Here is a 19,778-nt window from a genome sequence, read left to right on the forward strand (position 1 = left end):
TGTTATAATTAAAAGTAAAAAGAAATTATTGTATGGATAGGGAAGTATTTTATATAGCAGGATATGATCCTAAAAGTTATAGATTTTATTATGATTTATTTAAAAAAAACCTAAAAGATTATTCTCATACTTTTAATATTAAAGCTGATTTAAGTAAAATTGAAAAAAATGAGCAATTTCCTTTTTTTAAAATTTCTTGCGAGGGAGTGCAAACTAAATATCATTTTTTAACATGGAATGATATTGTTAAGAAAAATTGGTCAGAAAATTATAAAGATGCCTTAGTAGATTGTTACAGTTTTTTTAGAATTTATACTATCACAGGACTTTTTATCAAATTTGGTAAAGAGTCGATTTATCAACTTATCACAGGTTATTATCCTTTTTTTTATGTGTTATTTTCTTTACTATTTTCTTTGGTTTTAGCTTTTGGAAGTTTTGCTTTTTTGCAAAATTATATGCATTTTTCTTTAGCTATCATCATAGGATGTTTTTTAGGATTTTTGCTAAATCATTTTTTATTTAAATTAGGTAAGAAATTAGCTGTATTTTGGATAGCAAGAATTTGTGCTTTTTGTGCTACTTGGCAAGATAAAAAAATAGGTACTATGCAAGAAAGAATCAAGCTTTTTGCAAATACTATAGTAGATAAGCTAAAACAAAACGAAAGCAAACAAGATTATGAGCTTATTTTAGTAGCGCATAGTGTTGGAACTATAGTTTGTATAGAAGTTTTGGAGTGTATTTTAAGACAACATTTAGATTTATCTTTACTTTGTAAATTAAAAATTCTTACTTTAGGAGAATGCATACCTTTAGTGAGTTATCAAAAAAAAGCAGATGAATTTAGAAAGCAGCTTGAATTTGTTTCAAGGTTTGATTTAAAATGGTATGATTACACATCGATTATTGATGGAGCATGTTTTCCTCAAGTGGATTTTTTCCGCACGAGTGGTGTAAATGCTAAATTTACACCCCCATTTTTAAGTGCTAAATTTCACACTTTATATGAAAAACATGAGTATAAAAAAATAAAAAGAGATAAAAACAAAGCGCACTTTTTATATCTTTATAGTATTAGTGTTAAAGGTGATTATGATTTTTTTTCTTTCATCATAATGCCTAAATTTTTAGAAGAAAAGGTAAAAATATGAGTGAATGTCCCTTTTTTCCAAAACCTTATAAAAATAAGGCTTCTACACTTTTAACTTTTTTGTTAAAGCGTAGATCTTGGCTTGATGGGCTTTATGAGCGTAGTTATAAAATGCAAACAGGCTATGTGAAGATGCCAAATTTTGATCTTTATGTTATAAATGACACTAAAGAAGTTAAAAGAATGATGGTTGATGAGGTTAGAGAATTTCCTAAAAGTGCATTTTTGCATGAGCTTTTAAGTCCGCTTTTAGGGGAGAGTATTTTTACTACAAATGGTGAAGTTTGGAAAAAGCAAAGAGAGCTTTTGCGTCCAAGTTTTGAAATGACTCGTATCAATAAAGTGTTTAATCTTATGAGTGAAGCTGTGGCAGATATGATGGATCGTTTTAGCAAGTATCCAAATCATGCTGTTATTGAAGTAGATGAAGCTATGACTTTTATTACCGCTGATGTGATTTTTCGCACCATTATGTCTTCAAAACTCGATGAGGAAAAAGGTAGAAAAATCTTAAATGCCTTTGTGACTTTTCAAGAGCAAAGTGTGCATACAGCCATGCGTCGTATGTTTCGTTTTCCAAAATGGCTTTCTTATGTATTAGGAGATCGTAAGCGTGCTAAGGCTGGAGATGTGATCAGACAGGTTTTAAGTGACATCATAAAACCAAGATATGATATGGCAGATAATGCAGAATTTGAAGATATTTTAGGATCTTTGCTTTTAGTAGTGGATGCGGATACGAATAAGCGTTTTTCTTTTGAGGAAATTTTAGATCAAGTGGCTATGCTTTTTTTAGCAGGACATGAAACCACAGCAAGTTCTTTGACATGGACGCTTTATTTGCTTAGTCTTTATCCTAAGGAGCAAGAAAAAGCTTATGAGGAGATTACTCAGGTTTTACAGGGTGGAGCCATTGAAATTTCGCATCTAAGACAGTTTAAATACTTAACAAATATTTTTAAAGAATCTTTAAGACTTTATCCTCCTGTTGGATTTTTTGCAAGAGAGGCAAAAAAAGATACTCAAGTTAGAGATAAGCTTATTAAAAAAGGTTCTGGGGTGGTGATTGCTCCTTGGCTGATACACAGACATGAAGAATTTTGGACAAATCCGCATGGATTTAATCCTTCTCGTTTTGAAGGAGAGTACAAAAAAGATGCTTATTTGCCTTTTGGGGTAGGGGAAAGAATTTGTATAGGACAAGGTTTTGCTATGCAAGAAGCGATTTTGATTTTGGCTAATATTTTAAAAACTTACAAACTAGAACTTGAAGAAGGTTTTGTACCTGATGTAGTAGGGCGTTTAACAGTGCGTTCGGCTAATGGTATGAGGATAAAATTTGGCAAAAGAAAGCTATGAAAAGAGTTAGAACTAAAATTCGCGCCAATTTTCGTCGTCGTGTAAAACGCACCTTAAAAGGAAGCTTAAAAGAAAAATTAGCAGGGACTATTCTGCTTTGTGCGATAGTACCTTTAGCAGTTTTAGGATATCTTTTTATCGTGATTATAGGAACTTTTTTTAATACCGCACGAGCAAGACAGGGTGTTAGAGCCTTAGATCATTTTGTAAATGCAAGCTTGTTTAATGGCTATGCTTGGGAGAGCGTTTCTTCTCATGCGTGGCGTGAAAGAAATCGCAAAAAATGGGCAAGGATTGTTATAAAAATCACAGATTTTTTTCAAAAAGATCATTGTAAAAGAGCAAACAAAAGAGAACAACCTGTGGTGGATTTCATACTTTCAAGAAATTTAGACAAGCAAACTATAGGAAAATAATCAAACTACAGCCACTATGGCTATAGCAAAACCATTATCATGAGAAATACTTAGGGAAGTTTGAGTGATATTAAAATCTTTTGTAATTTTTTGAGAATATTTTAATTTAGGCGCGTTTTTTTCATCTTTTGATATTTCAATATCAAAAAAACTGCATAATTCACAAATTCCAACACCCAAAGCCTTGCTAGCGGCTTCTTTAGCAGCCCAAAGACCTGCTAGAGTTGCTGGATTTTTAATGAGTATTTGTTCTTTTGGGCTTAGAAATTTATCCAAAAAATTTTTGCCATGTCTAGAATGAATTTTTTCTATTCTAGAAATGGCGATGATATCACAGCCTACACGCATTAAGAAACTACAAAATCCGTAAAATAAACATTTTTAATAAAGCCATCGGTTAAAATTTCATTGATTTTTCCAACTAGCTCATCTTTTAAACGTTCTTTGCCTTTTTGTGTACTTACTTCTTCAAAAGTTTTAGCTGTTAATGTACGAATAATAATATCACGAATGACTGGGACTTTTTTATCAAGTTCAGGTTTTAAAAGTTCGCTATTTTGTTCTAGTTCTATAGTGCATTTTACATATCTTGAGCCGCTATCGCTAAGTAAATTTAGGGTAAAAGGATCAAGTGGATACATAGGACCTATATTAGCAAAATCACTACCTCGCTGAGCAGGAGCTGAAACTTTAGGTTTATCGGCTTTTGCCTCTTCTTTTGGAGCTTCTTTGACTTCACTTTCATCACTTGAACTGCTTGAAATAAGCCAAGCAATCACTCCCATAATACTAAGAAGTAAAACAAAAAGTAAAATAACAATAATAATTACAAGTGAACCGCCTTTTTTCTTTTTCGTTTCTTCGTTTTCTAATTCTTCATCCATAAATTTTCCTTCATTTAGTGAAATTAATGTAAAATTGTAGCAAAAATTTCTTTTCTATCCAAATTTGCTTTAGAAAAACGATAAATTTTAGGTTAAAGAAGAGATGAATTTGAAGGAAAAAAATGTTAGATGTGATTTTTAGGGAATATGATATAAGAGGGCTTTATGGCAAAGAACTAAATGAAAAAAGTGTTAAGGCTATAGGTTTTTGCTTGGGAAAAACCATGCTAAATAAAGGCTGTAAAAATGTAAGCGTGGGCTATGATGCAAGATATAGTGCAAATGAACTTTTTAATTATCTAGTGAGTGGACTTAACAAAGCAGGAATAAAAATCTATGATATAGGGCTTGTACCAACTCCATTGGGATATTTTAGTCTTTATGAGGGCTTGAAATTTGATGCAAATGTTATGATAACAGGCTCTCATAACCCAAAAGATTATAATGGTTTTAAAATCACTATCAATAAAGAAAGTTTTTTTGGCGTGGAATTAAAAGAGTTTTCAAAAGAAGTTTATAAGCATTTAGATGATGAGATTGAAGAAAATTTAGAAGTAGAAAAATATGATATTTTAAACCTTTATGTGAAATTTATGTGCGAGCAATTTAGCTTTTTAAAGGATTTTAATTATAAATTTGGTGTTGATTGCACAAATGGTGCGGCTGGAGTGGTGATAAAGCCTTTAATTAAGGCTTTAAATTTAAAAGCTCATGTAATGTTTGCAAAGCCTGATGGACAGTTTCCAAACCATGCTCCAGATCCTACAGAAGAAGAAAACTTAAGTGCGATTAGAGAGTTTTTAAATCAAAATCAAGATTATTCTTTAGCTTTTGCTTTTGATGGGGATGCTGATAGAATGGTTGCTTTGAGTAAAACTCATGTATTTTGTGGGGATGAGCTTTGTTATTTGTTTGCTAAAAATATTCCTAATCCACGCATTTTAGGTGAGGTAAAATGTTCTAAAAATCTTTTTGATGAAGTGGCTAAATTTGGAACTATTTTTATGGGAAAAACAGGACATTCTAATATCAAAAAAATGATGAAAGAAAAAGATATTGATTTAGCTGCTGAAGTGAGCGGACATATTTTCTTTAAACATAGATATTTTGGTTATGATGATGGAATTTACGCATTTTTAAGAGCCTTAGAACTTGTTTATAAGGGTTTTGATTTAGAAAGTATGATTAAAGCTTTACCAAAACTTTATACTACGCTTGAAATTAAAATTCCTGTAAATGAAGAAGAAAAATTTAAACTTGTGGAAGAATTTCAAAAAGAGATCGAAAAAGGAGCTTTAAAAGGTGTTAAAAGTCTTTGTGAAATTGATGGAGCTAGGATAGATTTTGGCGATGGATGGGCTTTGCTTCGTGCATCTAATACCAGCCCTTATCTTATCACACGTTTTGAAGCAACTTCTTTAGAAAGAGCAAAAGAGCTTGAAAGTATGGTATTCAGTTTGTTTAATGAGATAAAAGCTAGGCTTAAGAATTGATGAGATAATATTTCGCGATTTAAATTTATTTTAAAAAGGAATTAAAAATGAAAAAAATACTTATTCTACTTACGCTATGTGCCTTTGCTTTTGGTGTAAGTGAATGCGATAAAAAAATTGATCGTATTAATAAAGAAATCAGTTTTTCTAAAGCGCATAATGATACAGCTAGAACTTTAAGCTTGGAGCTTGCTTTAAAACAAGTGCAAAATGATTGTGCTAAAGATCCTATGTTTTATGATAAAAAGTTAGAAGCTAAAAAACTTAAAGAACAAGAAGTGGAAAAAATCGAAAAAGAACTTGATGCTTTAAAAGAACAAAAAGATTATATGAGTAAGACCGAGTATAAAGCTAAAAAAGAAGCTTTAAAAGAACAAAAAGAGAAAATCAAAAAAGAAATTAAAGAATATATTGATAATCTCTAAAAATTAAAAGGCTAATTAAATTTAGCCTTTTTAAACCCTACCTTTTTTAAGATTTTCTAATAATTCTTCTATATTATAAATTCCTCTGTGTTCTGGTGTTAAAAGATGGATTAAAATATCACCAAGATCAATCACGCTCCATTCTTCACTACTATCTATGTTTAAAAATTCCTCACCTTTGGTTTTAAGTTGTGTTTTAAGCTCATCGATCAAAGATAGAGCGTGTCTTTCTCCTAAAGTAGCTGCGATAATGACATATTTTACAAAGTATTCTTGCTCACTCATGTCAATGGTTTTGATATCTTCAGCTTTTTTTTCATCTAAAATTTTAACGATTAAATCTATTCTTTCTTGCATTCTTTTCCTTTAATTTTTGAAATTGTATCAATTTTTTTGTAATTTTTCATAATATTTTTTTACTTCATCTTTAATTTCTTCACAAACTTCATTTGTATTTAAAGTATTGCGTATAAAAGAAGAAGCGATTTTTTTATCGGTTTTTAAATCTTTGAAATTCTTAGGAATTTCTATATCATTGCGATTGGCAATAACAAATTCTACTAAAGAATTAAGTTTTTCAAAATCATGCCAAAGATGAAGTTTTTCTAAATGATCTGCTCCGATTAAAAGATAAAATTTACTAGGATTATAAAGCTTATAAAGATACTTAACGCTTTCTATACTAGGAACAGGGCGTTTTTGCTTGGTTTCAAAATCACAAATTTCAACTTTTGGCAAATGCCCCCAAAGTTTTTTAACCCATAAGAATCTTTGCTTTTCATCAGCACTAAAACTTTGTTTAAAAGGATTGATATAAGTAGGCATAATAATAAGCTTATCAATATCTAATTTTTCCAAAGCCTCTAAAACAACGCTATTATGACCATTATGCGGCGGATCAAAACTGCCACCAAAAAGTGCTATCTTCATTAAAATTTTAACCTTTTTTTTGTAGAATATTAACATTATATTTTGCAAAAGGAAATTAAATGGCTGTAAAAGTTGCTATAAATGGTTTTGGACGCATAGGCAGATGTGTTGCAAGAATCATCTTAGAAAGAAATGATATTGAGCTTGTGGCGATAAATGATACTACGGATATTGAACTTACAAAATACCTTTTTAAATACGATACAGTACATGGTGAATTTAAAGGCAGTGTTGATAGTGAAGGCGATGATTTAGTGGTAAATGGTAAAAAAATCAAAGTATTTAAAAGTCGCAATGTAAAAGATCTTGACTTTGCAAAATACGGGGCACAAATTGTTTTAGAATGCACAGGGGCGCATTTAACCATCGCAAAATGTCAAGAATTTATAGATATGGGAGTGCAAAAAGTGATCATGAGTGCTCCTGCAAAAGATGATACACCTACTTATGTTTTAGGAGTAAATTCAGAACTTTACAAGGGTGAAAGCATTATTTCTAATGCAAGTTGTACAACAAATTGTTTAGGTCCTGTTTGTCGTGTTTTACAAGATAATTTTGGCATCGAAAAAGGACTTATGACAACAATACATGCTTATACAAATGGACAAAGTATTATTGATGCTAAAGCTAAAGATAAACGCCGTTCTCGTGCTGCAGCACAAAATATCATTCCAACTTCTACAGGTGCAGCAAAAGCTATGAAACTTGTTATGCCTGAACTTAATGGCAAACTTCACGGACAAAGTATGCGTGTGCCAGTGATTGATGTATCAAGCGTGGATTTAACTGCGCAACTAAGCCGCAAAGTCAGCAAAGATGAAATCAATGAAGCTTTTAGAAAAGCTGCAACTACAAATTTAAAAGGCATTTTAATGGTAGATGATGATGAAAGAGTTTCAAGTGATTTTATCACTTGTTCTTATGGAGCAATTGTGGCAAGTGATTTAACTCAAGCGATTATGGATGATTTCATCAAGGTAATTGCTTGGTATGATAATGAATGGGGCTATTCAAGTCGTCTAGTAGATATGGCAGTATATATTGCAAATAGGGCTTAATCATGAGTGATATTATTTCTATAAAAGATATTGATTTAGCTAAGAAAAAAGTTTTTATAAGATGTGATTTTAATGTTCCTCAAGATGATTTTTTAAACATCACTGATGATAGACGCATAAGATCAGCTATTCCTACGATAAGATACTGTTTGGATAATGGTTGTAGTGTGATTTTAGCCTCTCATTTAGGGCGTCCAAAAGAAATTAGCTCTAAATATTCTTTAGAACCTGTGGCTAAGCGTCTTGCTAGACTTTTAGATAAAGAAATTATTATGGCAAAAGATGTTATCGGCGAAGATGCAAAAACCAAAGCTATGAATTTAAAAGCGGGTGAAATTTTACTTCTTGAAAATTTGCGTTTTGAAAAAGGCGAAACTAAAAATGATGAAAATTTAGCCAAAGAACTTGCCTCTATGGCTCAAGTTTATGTCAATGATGCTTTTGGAGTATGTCATAGAGCACATTCTAGTGTGGAGGCTATTACTAAATTCTTTGATGAAAAACACAAAGGTGCAGGATTTTTACTCCAAAAAGAAATTGATTTTGCAAGCAATCTTATCAAACATCCAGCACGTCCTTTTGTTGCTGTTGTTGGAGGTTCAAAGGTAAGTGGAAAACTTCAAGCATTGACAAATTTATTACCAAAGGTAGATAAATTAATCATAGGCGGAGGTATGGCATTTACTTTTTTAAAAGCTTTAGGTTATGATATAGGAAATTCGCTTTTAGAAGAAGAACTTTTAGAAGAAGCTAATAAAATTCTTACCAAGGGTAAAAATTTAGGAGTGAAAATTTATCTTCCAGTAGACGTTGTAGCCGCTCCTGCGTGCTCACAAGATGCGCCGATGAAATTTGTTCCAGCGCAAGAAATTCCAAATGGTTGGATGGGTTTAGATATAGGACCTGCAAGTGTGAGACTTTTTAAAGAGGTGATTTCTGATGCGCAAACGATTTGGTGGAATGGACCTATGGGTGTTTTTGAAATTGATAAATTTTCAAAAGGCAGTATTAAAATGAGTCATTATATCAGCGAAGGACATGCAACTTCTGTTGTTGGAGGCGGTGATACGGCTGATGTGGTTGCGCGCGCAGGCGATGCAGATGAGATGACTTTTATTTCCACTGGAGGTGGCGCTTCTCTTGAACTTATAGAAGGTAAAGAACTTCCAGGCGTAAAAGCTTTAAGATCTAAGGAAAATGAATGATCTTTGCTGCAAATTTAAAATGCAATCACACAAGAGCAAGCTTTAAAATTTATGCTGAAATTTTAAATAAAACTATGGGAGCAAAATGTGATGATATTATCGTTTTCCCACCTAGTGTAGCATTTTTAGAAAATGAAAATAACTTCATACAAGGAGCGCAAAATTTTTATCCTTGTGTTAATGGTGCTTTTACAGGAGAGCTTGGAAAAGAGCATTTGGACGAATTTGGGATCAAATGTGTTTTAATTGGGCATTCTGAAAGAAGAGCTTTAGGAGATGAAGAATTTATTAAGGCTAAATTTGATTTTGCTAAAGAGCATGGTTATAAAATTGTTTTTTGTATAGGTGAAAATTTAGATACAAAAAATTCAGGCAAGACTTTAGAGTTTTTAAAAAAACAACTTGAAATTATTGATTTAAATTATGAAAAACTCATCATCGCTTATGAGCCTATTTATTCTATAGGAACGGGAGTGAGTGCACAAAGTACAGATATCGCTAAAGTGCTTGAATTTTTAGCGAGTTTAACTAAGGCACCTTTGCTTTATGGTGGAAGTGTGAATGAAAATAATATCAAAGAAATTTTAAGTGTAAAACATTGTGGTGGAGTTTTAATAGGCTCTGCAGCGTTAAAAGTAGAAAATTTTATAAAATTAATCAAAGGATAAAAGATGATTATGAAGGGTAAAAAAGGCCTTATTGTAGGGGTTGCAAATAATAAATCTATTGCTTATGGCATAGCAAAAGCATGTTTTGATCAAGGAGCCCAGCTCGCTTTTACTTTTTTAAATGATGCTTTAAAAAAACGCGTAGAACCTATAGCACAAGAGTTTAATTCTGATTTTATTTATGAGCTTGATGTAAATAATAACGAGCATTTAGATTCTATCGCTGAAAAAATCAAAAAAGATTTAGGTGAGATTGATTTTGTAGTACATGCGGTTGCTTTTGCTCCAAAAGAAGCTTTAGAAAATTCTTTTTTAGAAACTTCAAAAGATGCTTTTGATATAGCTATGCAAACTTCTGTGTATTCTTTACTTTCTTTAACACGTGCGGTTTTACCTATTTTAAAAGATAAGGGTTCGATTTTGACTTTAAGTTATCTTGGTGGGGTTAAATATGTGCCTCATTATAATGTTATGGGTGTAGCAAAAGCTGCACTTGAAAGTTCTGTGCGTTATTTAGCAAGAGATTTAGGGGTAAAAGGAATTCGTGTTAATGCTATTTCAGCAGGTCCTATTAAAACTTTGGCAGCAAGTGGAATAGGGGATTTTAGAATGATTTTAAAATACAATGAAATCAATTCTCCTTTAAAACGCAATGTTAGTATAGAAGATGTAGGAAATTCGGCTATGTATTTACTTAGCGATTTAGCAAATGGTGTTACAGGTGAAATACATTATGTTGATGCAGGATACAACATCATGGGCATGGGTGATGTTGAAAAAAATGAAGAAGGGCAAACTGTTCTTTGTTGGGATAATCAAAAAGGATAAAAAATGGCAAAGCTTAGCAATGAAGAATTAAAAAATATACTTGAAGATCGCATTAAAAAACTTGAGAATTCTACTTTAAAAGAGGACAAGGTTATCAATGAAGAAAGTGTAAAAATTCTTGCTAGGCATTTATCTTTAGGCAATGAAATTCCAGCTCTTGCTCAAAGATTTTTTCAAATCACACCTAAAACAAAGTTAGTATGGCTTCATCTTTGTGAATGTACAGGGTGTAGCGAGAGTTTGTTGCGTTCTAAGTTGCCAAGTTTTGATGAGCTTATTTTTGATTTTTTTTCTTTAGAATATCATGAAACTTTAATGGCGGCAAATGGCACTAAGGCTGAAGAACTTTTAGAGCATGTTTTAGAAGAAGATTTTATTTTAGCGGTTGAAGGTGGTGTTGCAGCCATTGATACCTTTTTTCTTACTATAGGAGCACAAGGAGAGAGTGGCTATGAAATTTTAGAAAAACTAGCTGCTAAAGCCAAGGCTATCTTTGCAGTGGGTACTTGTTCAAGTTATGGTGGTATTCAGGCTGCTTATCCAAATCCTAGTAAAACCTGTGGTATTAGTGAAGTCTTAAGTCAAAAAGTAGTAAATATCCCAGGTTGTCCTCCAAGTGATGTAAATATCATTGCGACTTTAAGTTTTTTTGCTTTATTTGGAGTTTTGCCTGAACTTGATGAGCAAAATCGTCCTGTGTGGGCTTATGGTAAATGTTTGCATGATATGTGTGAAAGAAAGGCGAAATTTGAAAGTGGGATTTTTGCTGAACATTTTGACGATGAAGCTGCAAAGAATGGAGCTTGTTTATTTAAGATAGGTTGTAAAGGACCTTATACTTACAACAACTGTCCTAAAGTGAAATTCAATGCTAAAACTTCTTGGCCAGTGGCTGCAGGACATGGTTGTATAGCCTGTAGTGAGAAAAATTTTTGGGATGAGTTTGGGAATTATGAAAAGCCTATGGCAAATATTTTTTCTTACGCTAAACTTTGCAATGAAGAGTTAAAACAAGAATTTTTTCTAGAAGAGCAAATTAAAATTTTAGAACAAATAGATTTTGAATTTGAAAGCAATATAAAACTTATTTTACAAAATATAGCTAAAAATAAATTAGGTGCTTTGCTTGTAGAAAATTATAAAAAATCCTTTGAAAAAAACTATGCTTTTATAGAACAAAATTTTGATGAAAATCCTATGCCTTCAAAAGATTTTTGGAAATATCTTGAGATGAGTTTTATTTTGGTTAAAGGCGCATTTTTAAAAGATAAGAATGATTTTTTAATTGCGGCAAAAAATTATGCTTTTAAACATGCAAGTCCTTATGATTTTAAGTTAAATATAAACGCTGAAAAACCAAAGCTTGATGTGAGTAAATCTTTTCGTATGACTTTAATCTATCTTTGCGGTGGGCTTGATTTTGAAGGTATTGCTTATAGTATTTTAAAAGCTTTTGAAGATAATATTACTAAAATTTCATCATTAAAAGCAAGTTAATTTAATAAAATTTTAGCAATATGAAGCCCTATAAAAGCTACTATATAAGCACTTGTGCAGGTAAAAAGAAAGAGAAAGAGAGTGTATTTTAGCTTTCCACTTTCTTTTGAAAAAACTATAGTTGCTGCAAAGCAGGGATTATAAATCATTACAAATAAAATAAAAGCCACTGCACTTGGTATAGGTATGTTTTTAGCGATAATTCCTTTTAAATCATTATTTGTTTCATCTACATCTTTTCCTAGTGAATAAAGCACTCCCATAGTTGAAATCATCACTTCTTTAGCAGCCAAACCACTGATTAAAGATACGCTTAATTTCCAATCTAACTCAAGGGGTTTAAAAATAGGTTCTATACCTTTGCCAAATTGTCCTAAATAGCTTTGTTCTATAGCTCTTTCTTGAGTATTAAAATCATTTAAATTTTCTTCACTTTTTGGAAAATTACTAGCAAACCATATAAGCAAAGAGGCCAAAAGTATGAAAGTTCCTGCTTTTTTAAGATACATTTTGGCTTTATTATAAACCATAAACCAAACTAAATGCCAATTTGGCATACGATATTTTGGCATTTCCATAACAAAAGGTTCATCAAGTCCACGAAATGCTGTCATTCTTAAAAATTTTGCAGCACAAAGTCCTAAAATCGCACCTAAAATATAAATTCCAAAAAGATAATTTCCTGCTTTTTCACTTGGAAAAAAAGCACCGATAAAAAGCACATATACAGGAAGTCTTGCCCCGCAACTCATAAAATTGATCACAAAAAGAGTTAAAAGCCTATCTCTTTTGTTCTTAAGAGTGCGTGTAGCCATAAAAGCAGGTACCGAACAACCAAAGCCAGTGATTAGTGGAATAAAACTTTTACCATGCAAACCAAATTTATGTAAAATCCCATCAAGTAAAAAAGCTACTCTTGACATATAGCCTGTGGTTTCTAAAAGAGCTATGCCTAAAAATAAAATCATTATATTAGGTAAAAAAAGTATCACAGCGCCAACACCTGCGATAATCCCATCAGCCAAAGCTGAAGCGATAAAGGTATTAGAAATATTGTTTTTAACAAATTCACCTAAGGCATTAAAGCCTGATTCTATATAATCCATAGGAATTTGTCCTAAGCTAAAGGTGAGTTGAAATAAAAGCCACATTAAAAATAAAAATATAGGCAAGCCAAAGAATTTATGGATAAGTAAGGCATCGATTTTTTTGGTTAAATTTCTTTCTTCTTTTTTGTGTGTAATAATTTTTTTTGAAAGTTCATTAATAAAATATAATAAATCTTCTTTTTCTGGACTTTTTTCGCAAAGCGGAGTATAAAATTGGGATCTTGGAATAAATTTATTTTCAAATAAAATAATAATTTTTTGCAGCAAAAGTTCTAAATTTTCTTTTGTTTTTGCTGAAATTTCAACAACTTGACTTTGAAATTCTTGGCTTAAAACAGAAGTGTCAAGCTCTATACCTTCTTTTTTTGGCTTCATCGCACATATTTAAAGCTAAAAGCATTTTTTTATTAAGGCTTAAAAGTTCTGCACTAAGGATAAGATTACGTTCTAAATTGGTGGCATCTAAAACATTAACAATAACATCATAGTCATTTTGATTTAAAAAATGACGTGTGATTTTTTCTTCTTCGCTATATCCATCTAAAGAATAAGTTCCTGGTAAATCAATGACTTCAAATTCATAGTTTTTGTAAAAAGTTTTTGCGCTTGCTTTTTCTATAGTAACTCCGCTAAAATTTCCTACTTTCATATTAGCTTTGCAAAGCGCATTAATAAGAAGACTTTTGCCTACATTAGGCTGACCTACAAGGGCTATTTTGATTTTTTTCATATAAGATTCACTTCTATGGTTTTAGCTTCATCAGATCTTAGGATAACACAACTTGTATCAAGTTCTACCATTATGGTGGCATTTTTTAAAGAGGAGTGAATTTTTTTCAAGTTTTTATTTTTAATAAATCCAAAGCTTAAAAGTCTATTTTTGAGTTCTTTGTGAGCGTTTAAATTGACAATAATAGCCTTTTGTCCATCTTTTAACTCGTTTAAAGTCATTGTAATTCCTAAATTAATAATAAATATTATAATAAAAAAGTGTAATGAAATATCCTTCTTGTAAAAAGAAGGATTAATATTTAAAAAGAAAAGCGGTTTAAATTTTCTAGATTGATGATTTGATCTAGAATTTTGTTAGCTTTAGCATTATCAAGGTAAATTTGTGCATTGGCTAAAAATTTAGCTTTTAATTCTTCAAAACTTAGTGGATTATCAAAATTACCTTTATTGATAAAAACATCTTTTTGGATTATACGTCCATCTTGCAAACTGGCTTCTAAATGTCCTGGAAAATATTTTGGAAAGCCTTGAGATTTTCTTTTTTCGTAACTGATTTTTTTAGCAAATTCTAGTACTTCTTCACGCTTTAAATTTTCATAAGATTCAAGAGTGATTTTACCATCAAAGAATCCTAGAGCCATTAAAAAAGGCATCGAAAATTTAGCTTCATAAGCACTATTTGGAGTGTATTTTACTTCCAAAGGATCGCAGATAAAAGAAATAGGAACTTCATCTACAAAACAATGAATACTTTTAATTTCATCAGCTTTTAAACCATCATTTTTTAAAGCAATGGCACAATCAATAAGCCCATGAGCAAAATGACAACTTGGATAAGGCTTGATTGAAACTTGCATAGTTTGCCAAATTTCTCCTAAGGCTTTGCTAAGTTCTGTTTTATCGCATTCTTCTTCTATACCAAAACATTTAAAGATATTATCCCTACCTTCAAAAATACTCAAAGGTCCACTCATATTGTTTTTAGCAAAATGAGCTACCATAATGCCGTTTTTAATAGCATTGGCAATATGTAAAACTTTTGAATTGGATCCATTGGATAAAAACTCATTAACCCCACTTGCAAAACTTCCTGCAAGTCCTAAAGCATTGATGATTTGTTCTTTGTTAAGATCTAGCAAGATTGCACTTGCACTCACGCTTCCAAAAATTCCTGCAATAGCAGTAGTATGAAAACCACGTTTATGAAAAGTACCTTTACTTGCAATACCTACTCTAGCTGCAATTTCCCAGCCTACTATAAAAGCTTTGATGATTTTTTTTGCATCTTTGCTAACATGAAAACCATAACTTAAACAAAGTGGAGTTAAAATTGCACTTGCATGCAAAATCGCTTCTGTATGTGTATCGTCAAAATCTAACGCATGAGAAGCAATGCCATCTAGCATGGCTGCGTATATAGGATCTAATTTTTGATCATTTACCCAAATAGGAGTATTTTTTTCTGTGCTTAAATTTTCAAAAGCTTTAAAAGCATTTAAAACACATTCTTCTTTGCTTGCTGCTATAGCTGTTCCAAGGCTATCAAGCATAAGCTCTTTAGCCCTTTGAACAACTGTATTAGGGATATTTTCATATTTAAGATTGAAAATAAAATCCGCTAAAATTTCACTATAGAACATGATTTTTCCTATTTTAAGATAGCGCTATTTTTGATTTTTGCCAAAAATTCATCTACAAGTTTTGGTGCATATCCTACATAGGTTGTTGCATCAAGTAAAGCATCGATTTCTTTTTCTTTCAATACCTTAGATACTCTTTTATCTGTAAGTAAAACTTCTTTAAAGGTTTTTTGTTTTTCGATACCTAGCATAGCATTTTCATAAACAATTTCATGGGCATGTTGTTTTCCATAATGATCGCTTAATGCAAACATAACACGCTCTGCTAAAACAAAACCATTAAGAGTATTTAAATTTTTAAGCATTTTATCTTTTTTTACTTCTAAATCGCTAAAAGCGAATTTCATGTTTGCTAAAACCACAGAAAGCATTAAAAACATTTCAGGTAAAAGCTTCCATTCCATTTTCCAAACTTGACCATCTCTTTCATGTTCATGTCTTTCAATATCGCTTAAAATGGCTAAATTTGCTTTAAAGGCATTGCTTACTGTAACTGCATTTTCGCTTACTGCAGGATTTCTTTTGTGTGGCATAGTGCTTGATCCTACTTGTCCTTTACCAAAAGGTTCAGCAACTTCATCAATTTCATTATGCGAAAGGATTAAAATTTCATGAGCGATTTTGTTAAAGGTTGCGTTGATATTACCTAGTACAAAACCAAGTTCTATAAAGCGATCACGTGCGCTCTGCCAAGAAATATTAGGCACATCAAGTCCTAAATTTTCTAAAGTGAGTTTTTCTACCTCATTGCACTCATCACTTAAACTTGCTTTAGTTCCTACAGCGCCTACTATACTGCCTACATAAAGTCTTTTTTCAAGCTCAAGTATTCTTTCAAAATGACGCTCAAGTTCGCTTAACCAAATAGCCACTTTATGTCCGAAAGTAATAGGCAAAGCCTGAAGTGCTAAAGTTCTTCCCATCATAGCAGTATTTTTATGGGTTTTAGCTAGTTTTGCTAGGGCTTTTGCGATAGCTTTTAATTCGCTTTTTATAAGAGTCATTGCTTCTTTAAATTGTAAAACCAGTCCTGTATCGATGATATCTTGAGTGGTTACTCCAAAATGTACATATTCTCCTAAATTATTATCGCAAGCTTTTTCTAATCCTCTTACAGTAGGAACTAAAGGGTGTTTAGTCTTTTTAAATTCAGCAAAGATAAAGTCCATATCCATAAATTTATAATGAGCTTTTTTTGCGATCTCATCAGCTGCTTTTTTCGGGATAATTTTAAGTTTTGCTTGTGCTTTTGCTAAAGCTGCTTCAACATCGAGCCATTTTTGTATGCGGTTTTGTTCGCAAAAAATAGCACGCATTTCCTGCGTGCTCCATGAGTCTGCTAGTAATCTATGATCAAATACGCTAATTCCTGTCATCTTATCTCCTTATTTTTTAATACTATCAAAAGCTTGTGTTAAATCAGCAATTAAATCTTTAGTATCTTCAAGACCTATATGAAATCTTACAAATGGCCCTCTTGCATTCCAATTTGTTGCAGTTCTAGGTGGAGTAGTTACGGTGGCTAAGCTTTCATATCCACCCCAGCTAGCACCAATTGAAAAGTATTCTAGTTTATCTACAAATTTAATAGCATCCTCTTTGCTATAACCTTCTGCAAATTCTATGGTAATCATACCATTTGTACCTTTATGATCACGCATGAAAATTTCATGATTTAGGTGGGATTTAAGTTTTGGATAGAAAATTGTTTTAATTTCTTTTCTGTTTTGTAAAAACTCTACAATTTCATCAGCACTTTTTTCATGAGCTTTCATTCTCACATCTAGTGTTCTCATACCACGAAGTACTAAGTAAGCATCATCAGGACTTGTTGTAAAGCCTAAAGCTTCTGGAAGTTTGTCAAAATTTTTCCATTCTTTTTCGTTGATTACTACTATACCCATGGTTACATCAGAGTGTCCGCTAAGATATTTTGTAGCGGCGATAACTGAAATATCCACTCCAAGTTCTAAAGGATTTAGAAAATATCCACTAGAATAAGTATTATCAATGGCTACAGGGATATTATGCGCATGGGCAATTTTGCAAAGTTTTGGTAAATCTATGATTTCATAAAGTATAGAACCTGGACTTTCACATAAGATAAGCTTGGTATTAGGTTTGATTTTTTCTTCTACATCACTTGCATCAGCTTTTAAAAAATCAATTTCAACACCTATTTTTTTTAAAAATAATTCGCAAATCGTTCTTACAGGCCCATAAATTGCATCAGTAATTAAAAAATGTGCATCTTTGCTTGCATAGTTTAAAAGCACCATAGCTAATGCTGCAAGTCCTGTTGGGAAAAGTTGTGCTCTATAGCCACCCTCTAGAGTGCAAATAAGTTTTTCAAGTTCAAAATTAGTTGTTGTTCCTCTAGCTCCATAACTTAAAACACGATCTGTTTTTCTTAATTCTCTGTATTTTTGCCAAGTTGCGTGATCTTTAAAAAGTATGGTTGATGCACGCATAAGTGTAGGATTGACTGATCTTACTTCAGCGCCTTGATCGCCTCTGCCACAATGAATAAGTTTAGTTTTTGAGTTCATTTTTTATCCTTTTTAAAGATAGATATAAGTCATAATAACATTTACAATAGCTGCTACAAGCATAGGAATAGCTGTTCTTTTAACCACGGCAAAAGGACTTACTCTTGCAATAGCTGAGATAGCTAAGATCGCTGGTGCAATAGGACTAACACATCTTCCAAAGCCCGTCATGATTTGAATTGGTGCTATCATGGTGATAGTTTCAACTCCAAAGTGTTTTGCTATATTTGGGATAAGTGGAGCAAAACTAAAAAATGCTGCATTTCCTGAACCCATTAAGAAAGCACAAACTGCAAGCAAGATTGAAACGACGATAATAATAGCCAAAACTCCAAATCCTGCATTTTTGCAAAATTCTATTAAAGTATCTACAAAACCTACAGATAAAAGACCACTTGCAAATACTTGACCACAAACGATGAGTGAAACTGTGATAACAAATAAATGTCCCATTCCTTTAAAGAAAATCATAATAGAATTAAGAGTTTCTACTATACTTTTATAGCGTATCATTTCAAAAATAATAGCCACAAAAGTTGAAATCACCATTGCTACTGGAACATTCATTTTAATTGCGGTACTAGCAGCTGCTTTAACTTCTTCAGCGCTACTTATTCCCATTAAAACCAAGATGCTATCAAGCACGGAGCTAAATCCTAGGATTAAAACCAAAGGAATTATAGGTAAAATCGCATAAATTCTAGGAGGCTTTTTAAGTTCTTTTTCTTTGCCTTCATTTTCATTTAGTTCTTTTTCAATTTCTTGTGCATTGAAGACAAAATTATCTTTTTTGTCAAAAAATTTATTGCAAAGATATATTGCAATACCTACAGCTATAATGATAGGCAAGGTTGTAGGGAGTTGATAATGAACAAAATAAATTGCAGGATCAACTTCAGCTTTTTCTGAGGCCATGATCACATTTCCACTTCCAGGTCCATGATCGATATATTGACAAATAGCAATCACACTTAAGGCAGAAAGTTTTGAAACACCAGAGCGTACAAGTATAGGATACATAGTAACCATAAGTAAAAGTGCCAAGCCTGCGTGAGAAGGGATGAAAAGAACTAAAAATTGCACGATAAAATAAGCAACTATGAGTAAAACATAAGGAGATTTTACGGCTTTTAAAGGTTTTTCAAAAACTTTAAAAAGTGCATAAGAAGCCCCTACATGATCCATATAAGCAGAAAAACCTGCTATAGTCATAAGTGTAAGTCCAAGCCCTGCTAATGTACTTGACATGGTTTGATTAAAAACTTGAAAAATATCAAAAAAACCTAAATTTAAAGAATCTTTGGTAACAATGTGTGGAGAAAGTCCAAAAATAGCAGCTAAGGAAAGTAAAAGCAAGCCACTTAAAAGCAATGCCATGTGAGCATTGATTTTTTTATAAAGCATAAAAACAAGTAAAAAAATGCTAAATAGAGATAAAACAATACCTAGCATATTTTAGCCTTTTTGAGCGATAATCTCTATCTCTACTTTAGCTTTTTTTGGCAGATCTTTTACCGCAAAAGCACTTCTTGCTGGATAAGGATCTTTAAAAAATTCAGCATAAATTTCATTAAATGCTATAAAATCATTAATATCAGCTAAAAAGCAAGTGGTTTTAATCACTTTATCATAACTGATACCATTTTCTTCTAAAATAGCACCGATATTTTTCAAAGATTGTTTGGTTTGTTCTTTGATATCATGGCTTTCTATTTCGCCTGAATCAGGGTTGATAGGAAGTTGTCCTGATATAAATAAAAGTCCATTTGCTTCTCTGTAAGCTGAGTATGGACCAATAGCTTTTGGATAGTTTGACATGAATTCTCCTTTGT

General features: G+C 31.9%; 19 protein-coding genes and 2 pseudogenes. 10 read left to right on the forward strand and 11 right to left on the reverse strand.

Translation table 11 applies throughout. The annotated features are described in order from the left end of the window. Nucleotides 1-32: 32 nt before the first annotated feature. The 3 genes from AJN64_RS06315 to AJN64_RS06325 are packed head-to-tail and all read left to right on the forward strand — an operon-like array spanning nucleotide 33 to nucleotide 2,928. Nucleotides 33-1,154 carry a hypothetical protein gene (locus AJN64_RS06315; RefSeq protein WP_053872835.1) on the forward strand — a complete coding sequence of 374 codons (1,122 nt, stop codon included), beginning with the start codon at nucleotides 33-35 and terminating at the stop codon, nucleotides 1,152-1,154. Beyond that, nucleotides 1,151-2,512, forward strand: coding sequence for a cytochrome P450 (locus tag AJN64_RS06320; protein ID WP_070292820.1), 1,362 nt, complete (start codon nucleotides 1,151-1,153; stop codon nucleotides 2,510-2,512). The genes AJN64_RS06315 and AJN64_RS06320 overlap by 4 nt, the downstream gene beginning before the upstream one ends. Then, nucleotides 2,509-2,928: a hypothetical protein gene (locus tag AJN64_RS06325; protein ID WP_002862076.1), complete on the forward strand. Its 420-nt coding sequence runs from the start codon at nucleotides 2,509-2,511 to the stop codon at nucleotides 2,926-2,928. Before AJN64_RS06320 ends, AJN64_RS06325 begins: the two co-directional genes overlap by 4 nt. Here the strand turns inward: AJN64_RS06325 and acpS are convergent, their stop codons facing one another. Together acpS and fliL are read right to left on the reverse strand one after the other, a co-directional pair. Then, on the reverse strand, nucleotides 2,929-3,276 hold the full coding sequence (acpS, locus tag AJN64_RS06330; RefSeq protein WP_002780441.1) for a holo-ACP synthase: 348 nt from the start codon (nucleotides 3,274-3,276) through the stop codon (nucleotides 2,929-2,931). Beyond that, nucleotides 3,276-3,812, reverse strand: a complete 537-nt coding sequence (gene fliL, locus AJN64_RS06335; protein WP_002780442.1) for a flagellar basal body-associated protein FliL — start codon at nucleotides 3,810-3,812, stop codon at nucleotides 3,276-3,278. Before fliL ends, acpS begins: the two co-directional genes overlap by 1 nt. A gap of 103 nt (nucleotides 3,813-3,915) precedes the next feature. On the opposite strand from fliL, the pseudogene pgmL reads away from it, so the two are divergent. Both pgmL and AJN64_RS06345 read left to right on the forward strand, forming a co-directional pair. Then, nucleotides 3,916-5,305, forward strand: a pseudogene (gene pgmL / locus AJN64_RS06340) (phosphoglucosamine mutase PgmL). Between the two features lie 47 nt (nucleotides 5,306-5,352). Then, entirely contained in the window at nucleotides 5,353-5,730 is a 378-nt protein-coding gene (locus AJN64_RS06345) for a DUF1090 family protein (RefSeq protein ID WP_053872838.1), read from the forward strand. Nucleotides 5,731-5,760: 30 nt separating this feature from the next. Here the strand turns inward: AJN64_RS06345 and rsfS are convergent, their stop codons facing one another. After that, nucleotides 5,761-6,087, reverse strand: coding sequence for a ribosome silencing factor (gene rsfS / locus AJN64_RS09395; protein ID WP_052804812.1), 327 nt, complete (start codon nucleotides 6,085-6,087; stop codon nucleotides 5,761-5,763). Nucleotides 6,088-6,114: 27 nt separating this feature from the next. Next, nucleotides 6,115-6,660: a nicotinate (nicotinamide) nucleotide adenylyltransferase gene (gene nadD / locus AJN64_RS09400; RefSeq protein WP_002862071.1), complete on the reverse strand. Its 546-nt coding sequence runs from the start codon at nucleotides 6,658-6,660 to the stop codon at nucleotides 6,115-6,117. A gap of 59 nt (nucleotides 6,661-6,719) precedes the next feature. On the opposite strand from nadD, the gene gap reads away from it, so the two are divergent. The 5 genes from gap to AJN64_RS06380 are packed head-to-tail and all read left to right on the forward strand — an operon-like array spanning nucleotide 6,720 to nucleotide 11,916. After that, nucleotides 6,720-7,718 carry a type I glyceraldehyde-3-phosphate dehydrogenase gene (gene gap / locus AJN64_RS06360; protein WP_053872839.1) on the forward strand — a complete coding sequence of 333 codons (999 nt, stop codon included), beginning with the start codon at nucleotides 6,720-6,722 and terminating at the stop codon, nucleotides 7,716-7,718. A gap of 2 nt (nucleotides 7,719-7,720) precedes the next feature. Beyond that, complete coding sequence (locus AJN64_RS06365; protein ID WP_002922780.1) at nucleotides 7,721-8,923, forward strand: phosphoglycerate kinase; 1,203 nt, start codon at nucleotides 7,721-7,723, stop codon at nucleotides 8,921-8,923. Next, nucleotides 8,920-9,591, forward strand: a complete 672-nt coding sequence (locus AJN64_RS06370; RefSeq protein WP_053872840.1) for a triose-phosphate isomerase — start codon at nucleotides 8,920-8,922, stop codon at nucleotides 9,589-9,591. Before AJN64_RS06365 ends, AJN64_RS06370 begins: the two co-directional genes overlap by 4 nt. A gap of 3 nt (nucleotides 9,592-9,594) precedes the next feature. Beyond that, a complete protein-coding gene (gene fabI, locus AJN64_RS06375) occupies nucleotides 9,595-10,419 on the forward strand; it encodes an enoyl-ACP reductase FabI (RefSeq protein ID WP_053872841.1) in 825 nt (274 codons plus the stop codon). 3 nt (nucleotides 10,420-10,422) lie between these two features. Further along, entirely contained in the window at nucleotides 10,423-11,916 is a 1,494-nt protein-coding gene (locus tag AJN64_RS06380; RefSeq protein ID WP_070292822.1) for a hydrogenase small subunit, read from the forward strand. Here AJN64_RS06380 and feoB read toward each other — a convergent pair. The 7 genes and pseudogenes from feoB to AJN64_RS06415 form a co-directional block, all read right to left on the reverse strand. Beyond that, a pseudogene (feoB, locus tag AJN64_RS06385) lies at nucleotides 11,913-13,755 on the reverse strand (ferrous iron transport protein B). The gene AJN64_RS06380 and the pseudogene feoB sit on opposite strands and share 4 nt — an antisense overlap. Continuing rightward, complete coding sequence (locus AJN64_RS06390) at nucleotides 13,752-13,976, reverse strand: ferrous iron transport protein A (RefSeq protein WP_002779147.1); 225 nt, start codon at nucleotides 13,974-13,976, stop codon at nucleotides 13,752-13,754. The pseudogene feoB and the gene AJN64_RS06390 overlap by 4 nt, the downstream one beginning before the upstream one ends. An 80-nt stretch (nucleotides 13,977-14,056) precedes the next feature. Continuing rightward, complete coding sequence (locus AJN64_RS06395; RefSeq protein WP_053872844.1) at nucleotides 14,057-15,397, reverse strand: MmgE/PrpD family protein; 1,341 nt, start codon at nucleotides 15,395-15,397, stop codon at nucleotides 14,057-14,059. Nucleotides 15,398-15,405: 8 nt separating this feature from the next. After that, nucleotides 15,406-16,773 carry an adenylosuccinate lyase gene (gene purB / locus AJN64_RS06400; RefSeq protein WP_070292823.1) on the reverse strand — a complete coding sequence of 456 codons (1,368 nt, stop codon included), beginning with the start codon at nucleotides 16,771-16,773 and terminating at the stop codon, nucleotides 15,406-15,408. A 9-nt stretch (nucleotides 16,774-16,782) separates the two neighbouring features. Continuing rightward, entirely contained in the window at nucleotides 16,783-17,946 is a 1,164-nt protein-coding gene (locus AJN64_RS06405) for a trans-sulfuration enzyme family protein (protein WP_053872846.1), read from the reverse strand. Between the two features lie 12 nt (nucleotides 17,947-17,958). Further along, entirely contained in the window at nucleotides 17,959-19,398 is a 1,440-nt protein-coding gene (dcuC, locus tag AJN64_RS06410) for a C4-dicarboxylate transporter DcuC (protein WP_053872847.1), read from the reverse strand. 3 nt (nucleotides 19,399-19,401) lie between these two features. After that, nucleotides 19,402-19,764: a RidA family protein gene (locus AJN64_RS06415; RefSeq protein WP_002862060.1), complete on the reverse strand. Its 363-nt coding sequence runs from the start codon at nucleotides 19,762-19,764 to the stop codon at nucleotides 19,402-19,404. Nucleotides 19,765-19,778 lie beyond the last annotated feature (14 nt).

This window comes from Campylobacter sp. BCW_4332, from assembly GCF_001763175.1.
Classification (GTDB): Bacteria; Campylobacterota; Campylobacteria; order Campylobacterales; family Campylobacteraceae; genus Campylobacter_D; species Campylobacter_D jejuni.